This is a genomic window from Actinoallomurus sp. NPDC052274, assembly GCF_040679475.1.
In the GTDB taxonomy this organism is placed as follows: domain Bacteria; phylum Actinomycetota; class Actinomycetes; order Streptosporangiales; family Streptosporangiaceae; genus Actinoallomurus; species Actinoallomurus liliacearum.
In genome coordinates this window covers 1-15,147 of sequence record NZ_JBFAUT010000003.1, presented here as the reverse complement: position 1 = coordinate 15,147, position 15,147 = coordinate 1, and the positions used below count along the sequence as shown (strand labels likewise).

At 70.7% G+C, this 15,147-nt stretch carries 16 protein-coding genes; 9 read left to right on the top strand and 7 right to left on the bottom strand.

Annotation, left to right across the window (positions count from 1 at the left end; all coding sequences use genetic code 11):
• Positions 1-84: 84 nt before the first annotated feature.
• The 3 genes from AB0K82_RS03360 (at position 85) to AB0K82_RS03350 (ending at position 1,636) form a co-directional block, all read left to right on the top strand.
• Positions 85-498, top strand: coding sequence for a DUF6098 family protein (locus AB0K82_RS03360; RefSeq protein WP_364392179.1), 414 nt, complete (start codon positions 85-87; stop codon positions 496-498).
• A gap of 55 nt (positions 499-553) precedes the next feature.
• Entirely contained in the window at positions 554-742 is a 189-nt protein-coding gene (locus tag AB0K82_RS03355) for a DUF2795 domain-containing protein (RefSeq protein ID WP_364392720.1), read from the top strand.
• A 180-nt stretch (positions 743-922) separates the two neighbouring features.
• Positions 923-1,636: a transposase gene (locus AB0K82_RS03350; protein ID WP_364392176.1), complete on the top strand. Its 714-nt coding sequence runs from the start codon at positions 923-925 to the stop codon at positions 1,634-1,636.
• 213 nt (positions 1,637-1,849) lie between these two features.
• Here the strand turns inward: AB0K82_RS03350 and AB0K82_RS03345 are convergent, their stop codons facing one another.
• Positions 1,850-2,668: a helix-turn-helix transcriptional regulator gene (locus AB0K82_RS03345; protein ID WP_364392174.1), complete on the bottom strand. Its 819-nt coding sequence runs from the start codon at positions 2,666-2,668 to the stop codon at positions 1,850-1,852.
• Between the two features lie 118 nt (positions 2,669-2,786).
• Here AB0K82_RS03345 and AB0K82_RS03340 point away from each other — a divergent pair, with 118 nt between their 5' ends.
• Positions 2,787-3,092, top strand: a complete 306-nt coding sequence (locus AB0K82_RS03340; RefSeq protein WP_364392171.1) for a hypothetical protein — start codon at positions 2,787-2,789, stop codon at positions 3,090-3,092.
• A 2-nt stretch (positions 3,093-3,094) separates the two neighbouring features.
• Positions 3,095-3,457 (top strand): hypothetical protein, encoded by a 363-nt coding sequence (locus AB0K82_RS03335; protein ID WP_364392168.1) that lies wholly within the window; start codon positions 3,095-3,097, stop codon positions 3,455-3,457.
• A 237-nt stretch (positions 3,458-3,694) separates the two neighbouring features.
• Here AB0K82_RS03335 and AB0K82_RS03330 read toward each other — a convergent pair whose 3' ends face one another.
• Together AB0K82_RS03330 and AB0K82_RS03325 are read right to left on the bottom strand one after the other, a co-directional pair.
• Positions 3,695-4,456 (bottom strand): methyltransferase domain-containing protein, encoded by a 762-nt coding sequence (locus tag AB0K82_RS03330; RefSeq protein WP_364392166.1) that lies wholly within the window; start codon positions 4,454-4,456, stop codon positions 3,695-3,697.
• Positions 4,453-5,619 carry an MFS transporter gene (locus AB0K82_RS03325; RefSeq protein ID WP_364392164.1) on the bottom strand — a complete coding sequence of 389 codons (1,167 nt, stop codon included), beginning with the start codon at positions 5,617-5,619 and terminating at the stop codon, positions 4,453-4,455. The genes AB0K82_RS03330 and AB0K82_RS03325 overlap by 4 nt, the downstream gene beginning before the upstream one ends.
• Positions 5,620-5,723: 104 nt before the next feature.
• On the opposite strand from AB0K82_RS03325, the gene AB0K82_RS03320 reads away from it, so the two are divergent.
• Positions 5,724-6,710: a helix-turn-helix domain-containing protein gene (locus tag AB0K82_RS03320; RefSeq protein ID WP_364392162.1), complete on the top strand. Its 987-nt coding sequence runs from the start codon at positions 5,724-5,726 to the stop codon at positions 6,708-6,710.
• Between the two features lie 28 nt (positions 6,711-6,738).
• On the opposite strand, the gene AB0K82_RS03315 is transcribed toward AB0K82_RS03320, so the two are convergent.
• Both AB0K82_RS03315 and AB0K82_RS03310 read right to left on the bottom strand, forming a co-directional pair.
• Positions 6,739-6,951, bottom strand: coding sequence for a hypothetical protein (locus tag AB0K82_RS03315; RefSeq protein WP_364392160.1), 213 nt, complete (start codon positions 6,949-6,951; stop codon positions 6,739-6,741).
• A gap of 17 nt (positions 6,952-6,968) precedes the next feature.
• On the bottom strand, positions 6,969-7,418 hold the full coding sequence (locus tag AB0K82_RS03310; RefSeq protein ID WP_364392158.1) for a hypothetical protein: 450 nt from the start codon (positions 7,416-7,418) through the stop codon (positions 6,969-6,971).
• Between the two features lie 119 nt (positions 7,419-7,537).
• Between AB0K82_RS03310 and AB0K82_RS03305 the strand changes: the two genes are divergently transcribed.
• Positions 7,538-8,566 carry a DNA topoisomerase IB gene (locus tag AB0K82_RS03305; protein WP_364392718.1) on the top strand — a complete coding sequence of 343 codons (1,029 nt, stop codon included), beginning with the start codon at positions 7,538-7,540 and terminating at the stop codon, positions 8,564-8,566.
• Positions 8,567-8,971: 405 nt separating this feature from the next.
• On the opposite strand, the gene AB0K82_RS03300 is transcribed toward AB0K82_RS03305, so the two are convergent.
• Positions 8,972-11,656 (bottom strand): AAA family ATPase, encoded by a 2,685-nt coding sequence (locus AB0K82_RS03300; RefSeq protein WP_364392716.1) that lies wholly within the window; start codon positions 11,654-11,656, stop codon positions 8,972-8,974.
• Positions 11,657-11,738: 82 nt separating this feature from the next.
• On the opposite strand from AB0K82_RS03300, the gene AB0K82_RS03295 reads away from it, so the two are divergent.
• Positions 11,739-11,960 (top strand): DUF2277 domain-containing protein, encoded by a 222-nt coding sequence (locus AB0K82_RS03295; RefSeq protein ID WP_364392155.1) that lies wholly within the window; start codon positions 11,739-11,741, stop codon positions 11,958-11,960.
• 143 nt (positions 11,961-12,103) lie between these two features.
• On the opposite strand, the gene AB0K82_RS03290 is transcribed toward AB0K82_RS03295, so the two are convergent.
• Positions 12,104-12,736 (bottom strand): pyridoxamine 5'-phosphate oxidase family protein, encoded by a 633-nt coding sequence (locus AB0K82_RS03290; protein WP_364392153.1) that lies wholly within the window; start codon positions 12,734-12,736, stop codon positions 12,104-12,106.
• Between the two features lie 173 nt (positions 12,737-12,909).
• Between AB0K82_RS03290 and AB0K82_RS03285 the strand changes: the two genes are divergently transcribed.
• Positions 12,910-15,147: Tex family protein (locus tag AB0K82_RS03285; RefSeq protein WP_364392151.1), on the top strand; the 2,238-nt coding region annotated here is incomplete at its 3' end.

Genomic DNA, 15,147 nt, shown 5'->3' with positions numbered 1-15,147 from the left:
CGCGGCACGCGGGTAAAACGTGCTCGCGAGCCGTGAGGACGCATTTCCGCCGGGTAGTGCTCTCCCGCACTGAGGGGAGGCGCCATGAGAAGCATCGAGAAGCTGAGCGAGCTGACGGAGCTGGTGAGCGGGCGGGAGGAGCTGTACCTGCGGCACTCGGGCGGGCCCGAGTCGGACGCCGACGGGGCGAGCCGTGACTACGAGAGCGGACTGGAACTGCCCGGCCTCTCGGTCGTCCCGCTGAGGTCGCCGCAGTGGTGGAGCCGCCCGTTGGAGGACTGGATCGCCCGCCAGATCCGGAAATATGCCCACTTGGCGGAGAAGGGGGATGACCGGCACGCCTGGATCCTGGCCGGTGAGGTCTGCGACTTCGGCCCGGACCACGAGCCCCTGGTCGCCGACTTCCGGCCCGTCGCCGCCCTGAGCGATGACCTGTTGAGGGAGGCGGAGGAGCGCTACCACGACCGCTTCGAGGTGGGCCGCGACTCGCTCCAGTGAGTTCCCCGGCCCCGGGCCGGGTAGAGCGTACCCATCGAGGAAGGGGGCCTTGACGATGGCTCAGGACTTCATCGAAGTGCAGAAGTATCTGTCCGGCGTGGACTACCCGGCGTCCAAGGAGCAACTCCTCGAGCACGCCAAGAAGAAGGGCGCGCCGAAGGAGGTCATGGACGACCTGAAGGAGATCCCGGAGGAGGAGTACGACGGACCCAACCGCGTCAGCAAGGCGGTCGCCGGGACCTGACCGGCCGACCACCCGGTTCCGGCCGCCGCACGCTCACGTACGGCGGCCGCGAACACCACGGCGACCAGGCGGCGCCCCTAGGCCGTGTCTCGAAGTGCGGCTTGTGTCCGGGATGGCGGCGTGTCGTGATCGTTAAGTAGTGAGGCCTCCGGTAGGTGGTTCAGCGACCAAGCAGAACCTGTGACCGGAGGCCTCGTGGCCACCCTAGCGGTGACGAGGCGGTTCGACCTGACCGATGCGCAATGGGCGCGGCTGGAACCTCTGCTGCCCGTGCCCACCCGGCCAGGCCGACCGTCGAAGTGGACGAAACGACAGCTCATCGATGGGATCAGATGGCGGGTGCGGGTGGGTGCCCCGTGGCGGGACGTGCCCGAATGCTACGGCTCCTGGCAAGCGGTCTATGGATTGTTCCGCCGCTGGCAGCGGGCCGGAGTCTGGCAGGAGATCCTCACCGGGCTCCAAGCGCGAGCCGATGCGGCCAGGTTGATCACTTGGGATGTCAGCGTGGACTCCACATCACGTGCTGGTCGATCTGTGACGGCGAGGGATCCGTGCGGCGCCGGCCGGTCCGCCCGCCGGGTGGGGCGTCGGTTCTGGTGGGTGTCTACTCAGCGGAGACCATTCTCCGCTGAGTGGACACCGGTGGAAGAGGACGGGCGACCCGGGCGTGCGATCCGTGGAGATCGCCCGCTCTTCTCCTCAGGACGGTCGCGCGGGGCCGTACCGGATGCTCGGCAAAGCCCTCGCCCATGGTGCCGAAATGCAGGCTTTTGCCGTCGTCCTGGGCTGCGGTCACCGAGCATTCGGTACGCCGTGGGCGACGAGCCGGAGCCGTCCCCGGGCACCGGCTCGGCCGACCGGGGGGGTGACGAACCCGCCGCTATCGGGCAGTGATCAGCCTGGTCTTCGTACTGCCACAAGATCCACCGGGCAGATCCTAGTCCTCGCGACCGGCGGCCATCTGAGGTACGGCAGCGACCTCAACGCGCCGGCCACCGAGGTCGGTGCTGCGGCTGCGCCACATCGCAGCGATTTCGACACAGGCACCTCCCGTGTCCGTGCTACGGCCACTCTTACGCCAAAGTAGGGACGCCGTATCCGAAGCTCTCATAAGTTCTCCCAAACTTTGCGAAGCAGCGCCAGGGAGTCATCTGCGGACATAGCCGCACTCCTGATCAAGCTGAAGCGTACTTCAAAGGCTTGCACTTTGTCGGGCCTGTCGATCACCTGATCTTCCACATGGCCCTCGAGATACACGTAGTCAGTTCCGTTATCGGACCGCAGGAGGATGAAAGCGCCTGGGAGGCCCGCATACGTGCCGGTTTGACTCGGGACAAGCTGGATGCTGATGTTGGGCTGCTCGGCGAGCTCAATCAGACGCCGTATCTGCTCTTTGCGAGTCTCGGCGTCGCCGATCGGGCGACGGAGGGCCCACTCGTCGAGAACGAGGACGATCTCAGGAGGGTTCTCGCGACTGAGGATCTTCTGGCGTTCCATACGTGTGGCTATGAGTCCCTCAATCACCTCGGGCTTTCGGCCCGCCCTGAGCACCTCGTGGGCATACTCCGGCGTCTGGAACAGGCCGGTGACGACCATGTTCTCGAAGATGTACATCATGGTGGCCTTGGTCTCCAGCTCGACGAAGCCGGAGAAGCCGGGAGGGAGCGCGGCGTGTTTGCCGGCGCGGCGGATCTCCAGCCACATGCGGTGGAAGGTCCCCGGGGTCTTGAAGTAGGTGTCGAGGTCTTCCGACGTCGCCTCTGACGGTGCGCGTAGGGCGGTCTCGAGCTTTTCGATCCACTGGGGTGTGCAGCCCAGCGCCTGGGCCAGCGCCGCACGGGAGAGTTTCGCCGCTTCGCGGTGGCCGCGCAGCACCGCGCCGAAGGCTCGGACGAGGGGGTCTCGGGTCAGCGCGCCGTTGGTCATGGTGAGTCCTCTCGGGGGGCCACGTGTGACGTGGGGTGATGCCGGTCTGTAGCTCAAAGTAACTCAGCGTGTGAACCTGGTCACTGGAAACCGGCAGGCGATTAAAAGGGAAAAAGTCGTGAAACCGTACACAGCGGAAGACATTTACGCGTACGCGAAGTGGCTGACCCAGGAATGCCAGGCGGCGGGGCTGAACGCCGAGCAGTACGGGGCGGAAATCCTCATCCACGGGGCGAACAATCACCTCAGCGAGAGGATCATCTGTAGACCCGATGACCAGAACCACATCCGCTGGCACTGGTCCTGGGGCGTCCCCATCGGCCACCTGACCGACTCGGCCCGGCTCCTGGCCGTCGACGACATCGCCGAGCTCATCCGGGTGATCAGCAAGGTCGTCTGCGTCCCACTGCGGCGGGGACGGTGACGATGACGCCCGAAGAACGGCTCCTGCGCTCACTACCGGGGCTGCGCGCCCTGGTCGACTCGCTCGCGGCACAACCGCCGTCCGAGGCCAGGGCGTTACTGCATCTGGACTTCCTCATCCGCAAGTACCCGGCCGCCGCCCGCATGAGCCTGCAGCGGCGGCAGCGAGCAGACGCCGACCTGCCGACACCGCCACAGGGCTGGTCGCCGGTGCTGGACACCGGCGGGCTGCCACTGTGGCGCTGGGCCGGCGGCCAGGTCTGCGTGGCCACCACCGACACCGACCAACTCCGCTACCTCGCCGTGGCCCTGCGACGCTTCGACGAGATGACCGCCGAAGAACTCCACGCCTACCTGCGCGGCTGACCGGATCAGGCGCGGCGGCGACCGTACGGAATGCTCTGCAACGGCTCGTCAGCAAAGGGACCGGAGCCCACATATCAGCACCGCAAGGAGCGCCTTCACCGAGCGTTCGGTACGCCTCCACAACCGCTGTGGTCAGTCGCGGGCCGCTCTCAACTCGGCCGCGCGGGCCCGCCGTCGCCGGCCGCCGATGTCCGCCCGCCCTGAACCGCTTGTACGTCGTCGCCTCCAGTGACCTGCTCAGTGACGGGGTCGGGTGGCGGTGGCGGTGACCCATGCCTGGGCGAACATCGCGCTCGGCCTGGTGGCCCAATCGCGGAGTCGGCGGGCCTGGGCGGTCTGTCCCGCCGCGTCGAGTTGGACCGCGAGGTAGTCGGCGATGCGGGAGGGGTCGGCGTAGCGCTCGTAGTGCGCGTTCAGGTGGCATTGCTCGAATCCCGCGTCGAGCAGGTACTGGCCGAGTTTGCGGCCGCAGAAGGGGTCTCCGCCGTTGGCCTGCTGCAGGCGCGTGTAGGCGCTGATGGCGTCGTCTGCCGGCGGGCTCAACAGGAATCCGCCCCAGTCAGGACTGCAGAGGCCGACTCTCCCGCCGGGGCGCAGCACTCTTCGGATTTCGGCCAGTGCGCGGGCCGGGTGGGCCAGGTGTTCCATCAGGGCGTGGGAGAAGACGCGGTCGACGGATCGATGGTCCAGGGGGATGTCGTAACAGGAGCCTTCCTGGAACTCGATGTTGGTGAGGCCTTTTCGCCGGGCGAGGGCGCGTGCGCTGAGGAGTTGGGCCGCTTGGCGGTCGAGGCCGAGCACGTGTCCCGGTGCGACGGCGGCGGCGAGGTCGGTGGTGATGGTGCCGGGCCCGCACCCCAGGTCCAGGAGCGTCATTCCGGAGGCCAGGTGCGGCAGGAAGAAACCCGCGTGCGTCGCGGCTGTTCTGGCGGCCATGAAGTCGACGGCGGAGGCGTCATGGCCGGGTGTGTAGCGTTCGATTTCGGGCGTGCCGGTCATCGTGCGATCGCCGCCTTGGCGCGCGTGTCGAACTTCCCTGAGCAGATGGCCAGTGCGAGCCCGGCGGCGGCCAGTACCGCGCCGATGGCGTTGGGGCTGGTGTAGCCGAACCCCGCGCTGATCACCGTCCCGCCGAGGAATGCGCCGAGCGCGTTGGCGATGTTGAATGCCGACAGGTTCAGCGCGGAGGCGAGGGTGGGGGCGCCTGCGGCCGTGTCCAGGATGCGCATCTGCAGCGCCGGGACGGTCGCGAAGCCGAACAGCCCGAGCATGAACAGGGTGCAGGCCGCGAGGGCCTTGCTGTGCGCCGTCACCACGAACACGCTCAGCACGACGGTCAGCCCGGCCAGGAACACGTACAGGCTGGGCATGAGCCGTCGTCCGGCGTAGCGGCCCGCCAGCAGGTTGCCGGTGGCCATGCCCAGACCGAAGATGACGAGCAGCACCGTCATGCTGGAAGCGCTGAATCCCGCGACGTTGGTCATCATCGGCGCCACGTAGGTGAAAGAGGCGAAGACACCACCGAAGCCCGCCGTCGTCACCGCCATCGCGAGCCAGACCTGCGGCCGCCGTAGCGTCGCCAGTTCCGAACGCAGCCCGGCCTCGCCCTCGGGGCGCACGCGGCGTGGGACCAGCGCGGCGATCCCGACTCCCGACAGCGCGCCCAACGCCGCGATCGCCCAGAACGTGGCCCGCCAGCCCGCGGCCTGCCCCAGCCATGTCACCAGCGGCACCCCGGCCACGTTCGCCATGGTGAACCCGCCGAACATGATCGACATGGCGCTTCCACGTCGTTCCGGCGGCACGATCTGCGCCGCGACCACTGACCCGACCCCGAACAGCGCCCCCTGCGGCACGCCTGCCACCACCCTGGCCACCAGCAGCAGACCATAGCCGGAGGCGATCGCCGACAGGACGCTGCCCGCCACCAGCAGCGCCGCGACGACCAGCAGGGTCGCGCGGCGAGTCAGGCGGGCCGAGGCCGCGGTAAGGAGCGGCGCACCGACGATCACCCCGGCGGCGTATCCGGTGATCAGGCCACCCGCGGCCGGAATCGACACCCCGACCCCTCGGGCGACCTGCGGCAACAATCCCATGACGGCGAACTCCGAAGTTCCCACGCCGAACGCCGTGACGGCCAAAGCGAACAAAGCCAACGGCATGACGCCGCACTCCTCACGTCGCGGAAAAGATCGCTCTCCAGCCTGGTGGGCGGCCCGCCCGAACCGTGAGCGGCAGAAACGGCAACGTGCGATAGATTTCCGCCATGCTGCGTGTGGGAGTACTGGTCACCGAGCACACCCGCGTATTCGACTACGCCGTGGCCACCGAGGTCTGGGGACTCGACCGGACCGCCCGCGGCGTCCCCCCGTTCGAACTGCGCACCTGCGGCCCGCGCGGCGCCACGGTGCCCATGCAGCCGGGCGTGACCTGCGTTCCCGATCTCGGCCTGGACGGCTTGGAAGCGTGCGACCTGGTCGTCGTACCCGGCGTTCAGCACCCCACAGAGCCCGTCCACCCGCACGTGCTCGCCGCGCTCCGCGCCGCCCACGCACGCGGCGCCACCGTCGCGTCCCTGTGCTCGGGCGCGTTCCTGCTGGCCGCGGCCGGTCTGCTGAAAGGCCGCCGGGCAACCGCGCACTGGCTCGATGCCGAGGAACTCGCGCGCCGCCACCCCGAGGTGACCGTGGACCCCGATGTCCTGTTCGTCGGGGACGGCGCCGTGTGGACCTCCGCGGGCGTGGCCGCGGGCATCGATCTGTGCCTGCACCTGGTCCGCCGCGACCACGGCGCCGCCGTCGCGGCCGAGATCGCCCGCACCATGGTCACCGCACCGTTCCGGCCCGGCGGGCAGGCACAGTTCATCACCCGTCCCGTCCCCGCCGGCGCCGGCCAGGCCGACGGCCTGTCGGAGCTACGCGAACGAATCCTGAACGACCTGGCCCACCCATGGACCGTCACGGAAATGGCGAGCCTGGCCCGCATGTCCGAGCGCAGCTTCGCCCGCCGCTTCGTCCAGACGACCGGCGACACCCCTCTGCAATGGCTCCTGACCCAGCGCGTCCTGGCCGCCCAGCACCTCCTCGAGGTCAGCGACCTGCCCATCACCGCCATAGCCGGCCGCTGCGGTTTCGGCACCCCCCTCACCATGCGCCACCACTTCACCCGCCACGTCGGCCTGCCACCCCGCGACTACCGCCGGGCCTTCGGCACCACTACTGATCACGCCGGCGACTCCGGCCCGCAAGTCTGAACGACACGCGGCCACCCGCCGGGTACGGTCAGTCCTCCTGTTCGGCGCGGCGTTCGGCGCCGGTCTCCTCGGCGTAGCCGACGTCCTGGCCCTGTACCCGGCCGACGAACGTCTCGTTCGGCGTCGTCCCGGTCGTGGTGCCCTGGTCCGGTTCTTCCGGGTCGGGCACGCCGCCGACGTCGCGGCTGTTCGCCACGCCCTCGTCGAGCGGCACGTCCCGCTCCGGCTTCTTGGCGCCCATTCCCCTCCTCCCTTCGGTCAGCCGTTACGGAGTCCTCGGTAGGTGGCGGCCGTGACGACCCCGTACGCCAGGTGCGGCACGACGTCCGAGATCCACCCGGCGGCCCCCCACGTACGCGGGTCGGTGAGGCCCAGCGCGACGGCCGGCCCCTCGCCCGCCACGGACGCCGCCGCCCCGAGGGCCAGCGCGTCGGGCAGGGTCCTCCCGCGCGAGCGGATCAGGCCGTACGCGACGCCGACCCCGATGCCCACGCCGAATCCCAGCAGGGCGCCGATGGCCTGGCGGCGGTTGTCGGCGGTCTCGTCCTCGCCGAGCGACACGCCGGCGCGCTCGATCGTCTTCTCGACCATCTGTTCCGGGACCTGGCTGCCCGGCCGTCCTCGCAGGGCCATGTCGGCGTACGTGACCGCGTTCAGCGCGGCCGTACCCGCGGCGCCCGCCAACGCTCCGCAGAGCGGACCGTTCACGATGAGCCCCCTCGTCTCTCTTCCGTCGCCGTCGTGAAGAGGCCCTTTCCCGGGACGGGAGAGATATGCCGGTCTGCTCGAATGCCTGCCCGCCGGGAGGGTAGACGGGGGTCGTGACGATGACCGACGTGGAACTCTCGCGCAGCGATCTCGGGTGCGCGGGCATCCGGCGCATCCGCTGCGGCCGGGGCTTCCGTTACGTCGACCCGGACGGCGAGCCGGTGCGCGACCCGGAGACGCTCGCCCGGGTCAAGGCCCTGGTGATCCCCCCGGCCTGGGAGAACGTCTGGATCTGTCCCTACTCCGACGGGCACATCCAGGCGGTCGGTACGGACACGGCGGGCCGCCGCCAGTACCGCTACCACGACCTGTGGCGCGAGCAGCGGGACCGGGAGAAGCACGACCGGGTGCTGGAGTTCGGCCGGGTGCTGCCCCGCCTCCGCGAACGGGTCGAGCGCGACCTCAGGGAGAGGGGACTGACCCGGCAGCGGGTGCTCGCCGCCGCCGTCCGCCTCATCGACCTGGGGTTCTTTCGCCCCGGCGGTGAGGAGTACGCGGCGGAGAACGGCACCTACGGTCTCGCGACGATCCGCAAGGAGCACGTCAGCCTGAGCGGCGACCAGATCATCTTCGACTACGTCGCCAAGGGGTCGAAACAGCGCGAACAGGCCGTCGCCGACGACGACGTCTGCGCGGTCGTCCGCAGCCTCAAACGGCGCCGGAGCGGTGGGGAGGAACTCCTCGCCTACCGGAGCGGACCCCGCTGGCACGACGTCACGTCGACCGACATCAACGACCATCTGCGGGAGCTGTCCGGCGGGGAGTTCTCCGCCAAGGACTTCCGCACGTGGCACGCCACCGTCCTGGCCGCCGTGGGCCTCGCGGTTTCCGAGCGGGCCGCCGCGGCGAACGGCACCCGTAAGCGGGCCGTCGCCCGTGTCGTCCGGGAGGTCGCGGACTACCTCGGCAACACCCCCGCCGTCGCCCGCGCGTCGTACATCGACCCCCGGGTGATCGAGCTGTACGAGCGCGGCGTCACGATCGCCCCCATCCTCGGCCGGCTCGGCGAGAACGGCGACTTCGGCGACCTCGCCACGCGCGGCCCCGCCGAACGCGCCGTCCTGAAGCTGCTGACCGAGCACGGCTGACCGGTCGGCGACGAGCTCGTCACCTGAGGGCGGCGCGGGTCGGGGACGGACGGGACGGGCAGCGCGGCGAGCAGCCCGCGCAGGCGGGGATCCCGGTTCTCGCGGCGCCAGGTGACGGACCACACGTGCATCACCACCGGCTCGATGATCGGGATCCGCCGCATCCGCGGGTCCGCCAGGTCCGTACCGGCCTCGCTGAGCATCACGGCGCGCAGCTCGCGCCGCATCTGCCTCCCGTAGTCGCGGACGCCGATCGCGGGCTCGGTGAACCGCACCGGAACGCCCAGCTCGTCGCGGAGGCGGCTCAGGTAGCCGCGCGACACCGCGGTCTGCGCCTGGTCGGCGCTGGAGGGCTTTCTCGCCGAGTGCCTCTCCTGAGCGGCCCCGCGCGGAGGTACGGCCCCGTCACAGGTAGAGGCCGAACTCCTCGGGCTCGGCCGCGGGGCGGGACGGCAGGTCCTCGGCGCGCAGGGTGACCAGGTCCGTTCGCGCGGGCCGGTCGAGGCCGGTGACGCGCTGCGCCTGGCGCGCGATGACGCTGTCGAGCAGGTTGCGCATGAACCGTCCGTTGCCGAACGACGGGCCGCGCGCCGTACGACGGAGCGTCGCCCGCAGCGCGTCGCCGACCTCGGGCGCGAGGACGAAACCGTCGTCCGCGGCCAGCCGCTCGAACACCGCGCACAGCTCGTCGTCGGTGTAGTCGTCGAAGTGCAACTGCTTGGCGAACCGCGAGTCGAGGCCCGGATTCGCGAGCAGGAAGTCCGCCATCTCCTGCTCGTAGCCGGCGACGATGACGACGAGGTCGTCCCGGTGGTCCTCCATGAGCTTCACCAGCTCAGCGACGGCCTCAAGCCCGAAGTCGCTCTTGAACGACGGCTGCGTGAGCGTGTACGCCTCGTCGATGAAGAGCACCCCACCCATCGCCCGCTCGACCAGCCGGCGGGTCCGCGGGGCGGTCTGGCCGACGTACTCCCCCACGAGGTGCGCCCGGGACGCCTCGACCAGGTGGCCCGAGGACAGCGTCCCGAGCCGCTTGTAGATCCGGGCCAGCAGCCGGGCCACCATGGTCTTGCCGGTGCCGGGGTTGCCGGTGAACACCATGTGCCGCGCCGGGGTGGTGCCCGGCAGGCCCTGCTCCCGGCGCAACCCCTCCGCGCGCGTCATCGCGATGAGGAGGCCGGTCTCCCGCTTGATCGTCTCCAGCCCGGTCAGGGCCTCCAGCTCGGCGAGGGGGTCGTCCTCGACACCGGAGGAGCCGAACGCGCGGGGCACGTCGGCGCGTTTGACGATGAGCTCGGCGTCCGGCTCCGTACGGCTCCGCGCGGCGGCCAGCGCGCGGTCCGCCAGCTGGGAGACGAGGCGGGCGTTGCGGAGGGTCCGCGTCGGCGGTGTCGCCGCGAGCAGCTCACCGGCGGCGTCACGGGCGCGTTTGTACGTCCGCACGCCCCGCCGTCGCACCTCGCGGTCGAACAGCTCAGCGTACTCCTCGACCGTGAACGGCCGGGTGCGGGCGACCCGGAACCGGTCCAGCAGGGCCGGATCGGCCTCCCGGATCCGCTCGATCCCGGCCTCGCCGCACAGCGCGACCAGGTGGAGGTCCGGGTGGACGGTCAGGAGGCGGTGCAGCTCGCTGATCATCTCCTGGCCGTTGCCGACCTCGCCGGCGAACTCGTCCAGGCCGTCGATCACCAGCAGCCGTTCCCCGGCGGCGTCGCGGACCTCGGCGTGCAGTCTGGCGGCCGCCTCGTACAGGGGCCGGCCCGCGAACACGGTGTGGGTCAGCCAGACCGGCTCGCGGGGCAGCCGCAGCGCCGTGGCCAGTTCGCCGACGGCGAGGCGCCGGCCGGTGCCCTCCGGCCCGGCCAGGAGCACGCGCACGGTCTCACCGTCCGCGGTGACCTCCTGGAGCAGTTCGACGACCTCGGGCTGGCCCACGAGCCCGGTGGCCACGTCGGAGGAGGAGGCGGCGGCGCTCTCCGCCCGGGCCGCGGGCCGGTCCTCCCGGCCGGTCGCGAGCTTGGCCGCGAGCGGGTTGACGACGCGGCGGCGCGGGGCGTATAGGCGACGCAGGTCGCGCTGGAACTCGTCGATCGGCGTGTGGTCCCGGCTCCCGCTGCGCTGCGGCTCGCCGGGCAGGCCCTGCGCGCACGCCACCATCCGGGTCGCCATGTCGAGCCAGGCCCGGCAGGCGTCGGCGGCGCCCTCGACCAGCGCCTCGGCCAGCCACAGCCGGATCTCCTCCTGCCACGCGGCGGCCCGGAACCCGCTCCGCTCCCGCCGGAACCGCGCGGACACCTCCTTGTACAGATCGTCGTCGAGTACGGCGGCCAGCTCGACGGGCACCCGGTCCAGGCCGCACTGCAACAGCAGCCGGCTCAGGTGGGTACCGATGAGCCGGCTGCGCGGCACCACCCCGGCCAGGTGGTCGGTCGCCGCGCGGAACCCGGACCACACCCACTCCAGGTAGCCGACCGGCCCGGCCAGCTCGGGGACCTCCGCGAGGATCTCGTCGTCGGCGTGCGCGGCCCACCGCGCGCGGAGTTCGCTCTTCGTCAGGTCCGCGTCGCAGTCGGGCGGCGCGTCGTACAGCCGCAGCAACGCGCGCCGCCTGCCCTCGAGCGGCTCGATCCCCTCCAGCACGGCCAGGCAGTCACGGGCGAGCCGGAGCGCGAGGTCCCGGTCCGGCACCTCGATCAACCAGTCGATCGGCGGCCGCCAGAGGTTGGTCGAGGTGTTCCACCAGGTGTTCGAGGTGGTGAGCCGGGCCGGGTCGCTGAGGTGCCGGCGGAGCAGGCGGTCGGTCAACTGGCACTGGGAGCCCGCGCGGATCGCGCTCACGCCGGGCAGGAAGCCGATGATCTGGTACAGGTCGGCGGCGACCAGTGAGGCGGGCAGTGTCAGCAGCTTGTGATCGTTGGTCGTCAGGTCCGCGCAGCGTGGATCGGCCAGCAGCGCGTCGATCCGATCCGCGATCTCCGCGAAGAGGCCGTCGGGCACCCGCCACGGCCCGTAGGCGTAGACGTCCAGGACCGGCTCGTCCGTGAGCAGCAGTTCCAGATGCTCCGGCAGCCCCACCGCGTTCCCCCCCATCACCCGCACGAATCGGACATCAGCCTACGGCGAGTGGATCAACGGTGGGGTCGATGTCGGATCCCGGGTGCAGGATGGCCCCATGTGCAGAAGCATCAAGACGCTGCGGCCACCCGCCACCGAAGAGGTCACCGACGACGACATCAGGGCGGCGGCGCTGCAGTACGTCCGCAAGGTGTCCGGTTTCCGGCGCCCGGCAGCCCACAACCAGGCCGTCTTCGACCGGGCGGTCGAAGAGGTGACCCGGGCGACCGTCGCCCTGCTGGCCGACCTCGAGGTCCGGGGCACGCGGTCGCGCGCCTGATCGCCGGCCTGGGCGCTCGCCGGCGGCATCGCCGGTCCGGCCGCCTTCCCGGACGGGGATCCTGAAGCCCGGCCCGTGCGCTGCCTGATCGCCCGCGGCGGCCGCAGGAGCCGGAGGTGCCACGAGGCGGGCGGCCGCTCGGCTCAGCCGTAGAGGCGCTTGGCGTAGTCCGGGCCGTAGTAGCGTTCGAGCTCCTCCAACGTCTCCTCGGTGTGCTGGACGTCCTTGACGAGCCGCGCGTGCGACGGGAGGGCGTCCGGGTTCCAGGTCTCGGGCTTCCACAGCGCCGAGCGGAGGAGCGCCTTGGCGCAGTGGAAGAAGATCTGCTCGATCTCCACGACGAGAGCGAGCTGGGGCCGATGGTCCTTGACGACCATCTCGTCGAAGAAGGGGGCCTCGCGCACGATCCGGGCGCGGCCGTTGATGCGCAGCGTCTCACGCCGGCCGGGGATGATGTAGACCAGCCCGGCGTGCGGGTTGGCCAGGATGTTGCGGAACCCGTCCGCGCGCCGGTTCCCGGGCCGGTCCGGGATGGCGATCGTCACGTCGTCGATGACGTGGGTGAAGCCGGGCGGGTCGCCCTTCGGGGAGACGTCGCAGGCTCCGGCCGCGTCGGCGGTCGCGATGAGACAGAAGGGCGAGGCCGCCAGCCACTCCCGGTCCCGCTGGTGCAGCCGGACCCGCTCCTTGGACACCGCGCGCGGCATCGGCTCGCCGAGCAGCTCCCGCAGCTCCTCCTCGGAGGTGACCTCCGTGAACGCCATCAGATCCGCCATTCCGCCTCCCCTGGACGATCATAAGAAGTCTCAGCCTAGACCCGGCCTCCCGCGCGATCCATGGGCTTTTCCGCCGGTCGGAACCACTGCCGTGTCCGACCGGCGGCGCGACAACGGCGGCGGATGCCTGCACAATGCTTCCCGAAGCTCAGTGAGAGGTCGGGTCAGAGATCGTGTCGACGACGATTCACCAGAAGATCGCCGAAGAGCTCGGCGTGCGCGAGCGGCAGGTCCAGGTCGCCGTCGAGCTGCTCGACGGCGGTGCCACCGTGCCGTTCATCGCCCGGTACCGGAAGGAGGCGACCGGCACGCTCGACGACGAACAGTTGCGCACGCTCGAAGAGCGGCTGCGCTACCTGCGGGAGCTGGACGAACGGCGAGCGGCGATCCTGGAGTCGATCGAGTCGCAGGGCAAGCTCGACGACGCCCTCCGCGCGCAGATCATGGCCGCCGAGACCAAGGCCCGGCTCGAGGACATCTACCTCCCCTACAAGCCGAAGCGGCGGACGAAGGCGCAGATCGCCCGTGAGGCGGGGCTCGAGCCGCTCGCCGACGCGCTGCTCGCCGATCCGGGCCTCGACCCGCAGGCGGAGGCGGCGTCGTACACCAACGCGGACCTCGACGTCGCCGCGGCGCTGGACGGCGCCCGCGCGATCCTCGTCGAGCGGTTCGCCGAGGACGCCGACCTCATCGGCGACCTGCGCGAGCGCGTCTGGTCGCGCGGCCGCATGGTCGCGAAGGTGCGCCAGGGCAAGGAGGAGGCCGGCGCGAAGTTCTCCGACTACTTCGACTTCGCCGAGCCGCTGTCGGAGCTGCCCTCGCACCGGGTCCTGGCGCTGCTCCGTGGGGAGAAGGAGGACGTCCTCGACCTCACGATGGAGCCCGACGCCGAGGAGCCCGACCCGACGCGGCCGAACCCGTACGAGCTGGCCATCGCGCACCGGTTCGAGGTTCCGACGAGCGCCCGGTGGCTGATGGACACCGTCCGCTGGGCCTGGCGGACCCGCATCCTCGTCCACCTCGACCTGGATCTGCGGCTGCGGCTGCGCCAGGAGGCCGAGGACGAGGCGGTCCGGGTGTTCGCCACGAACCTGCGCGACCTGCTGCTGGCCGCGCCCGCCGGCAGCCGTACGACGATGGGCCTGGACCCGGGGTTCCGCACCGGCGTGAAGGTCGCGGTCGTCGACAACACCGGCAAGGTGGTCGCGACCGACACCATCTACCCGCACAAGCCGCACGGCCGCTGGAAGGACGCCCTCGACAGCCTGGGACGCCTCGTCGCCAAGCACGACGTCGACCTGGTCGCGATCGGCAACGGCACCGCCTCCCGGGAGACCGACCAGCTCGCGGCCGACCTGATCAAGCAGCACCCCAAGGTCACCAAGATCGTGGTCTCCGAGGCGGGCGCGTCGGTCTACTCGGCCTCGCCGTACGCCTCGCGCGAGCTGCCCGACCTGGACGTCTCGCTGCGCGGCGCGGTGTCGATCGCCCGCCGGCTCCAGGACCCGCTCGCCGAGCTCGTCAAGATCGATCCCAAGTCGATCGGCGTGGGCCAGTACCAGCACGACGTCTCCGAGGTGAAGCTGTCCCGGTCGCTCGACGCGGTCGTCGAGGACTGCGTGAACGCCGTCGGCGTCGACGTCAACACCGCGTCGGTCCCGCTGCTGACCCGCGTGTCGGGCATCGGCTCCGGGCTCGCCGAGAACATCGTGACCCACCGCGACGCCAACGGCCCGTTCCGCACCCGTGACGCGCTCAAGAGCGTCCCCCGGCTCGGCCCGAAGGCGTTCGAGCAGTGCGCGGGCTTCCTGCGCATCCAGGACGGCGACGACCCGCTGGACAGCTCCGCCGTGCACCCGGAGGCGTACCCGGTCGTGCGGCGCATCCTGAGCAGGAGCGGCGGCGACCTCAAGTCGCTGATCGGCAACAGCGCCGCCCTGCGGGCGCTGCGGCCGCAGGACTTCGTCGACGACACGTTCGGTCTGCCGACGGTCACCGACATCCTCAAGGAGCTGGACAAACCGGGCCGCGACCCGCGCCCGGCGTTCAAGACCGCGACGTTCAAGGAGGGCGTCGACAAGGTCGCCGACCTCCAGCCCGGCATGATCCTCGAGGGCGTCGTCACGAACGTCGCGGCCTTCGGGGCGTTCGTCGACATCGGCGTCCACCAGGACGGCCTCGTCCACGTGTCCGCGATGTCCCGGACGTTCGTCAAGGACCCGCGCGACGTGGTCAAGTCCGGCGACGTCGTACGCGTGAAGGTCCTCGACATCGACATCCCGCGCAACCGGATCTCGCTCACCCTCCGCCTCGAGGACGACGCCGAGCGCCGCCCGCAGGGTGGCCAACGGACGCACACGGTGACGTACGACCACTACTCGCTGAAGCTCGACGGCGAACGGGTCTACCTG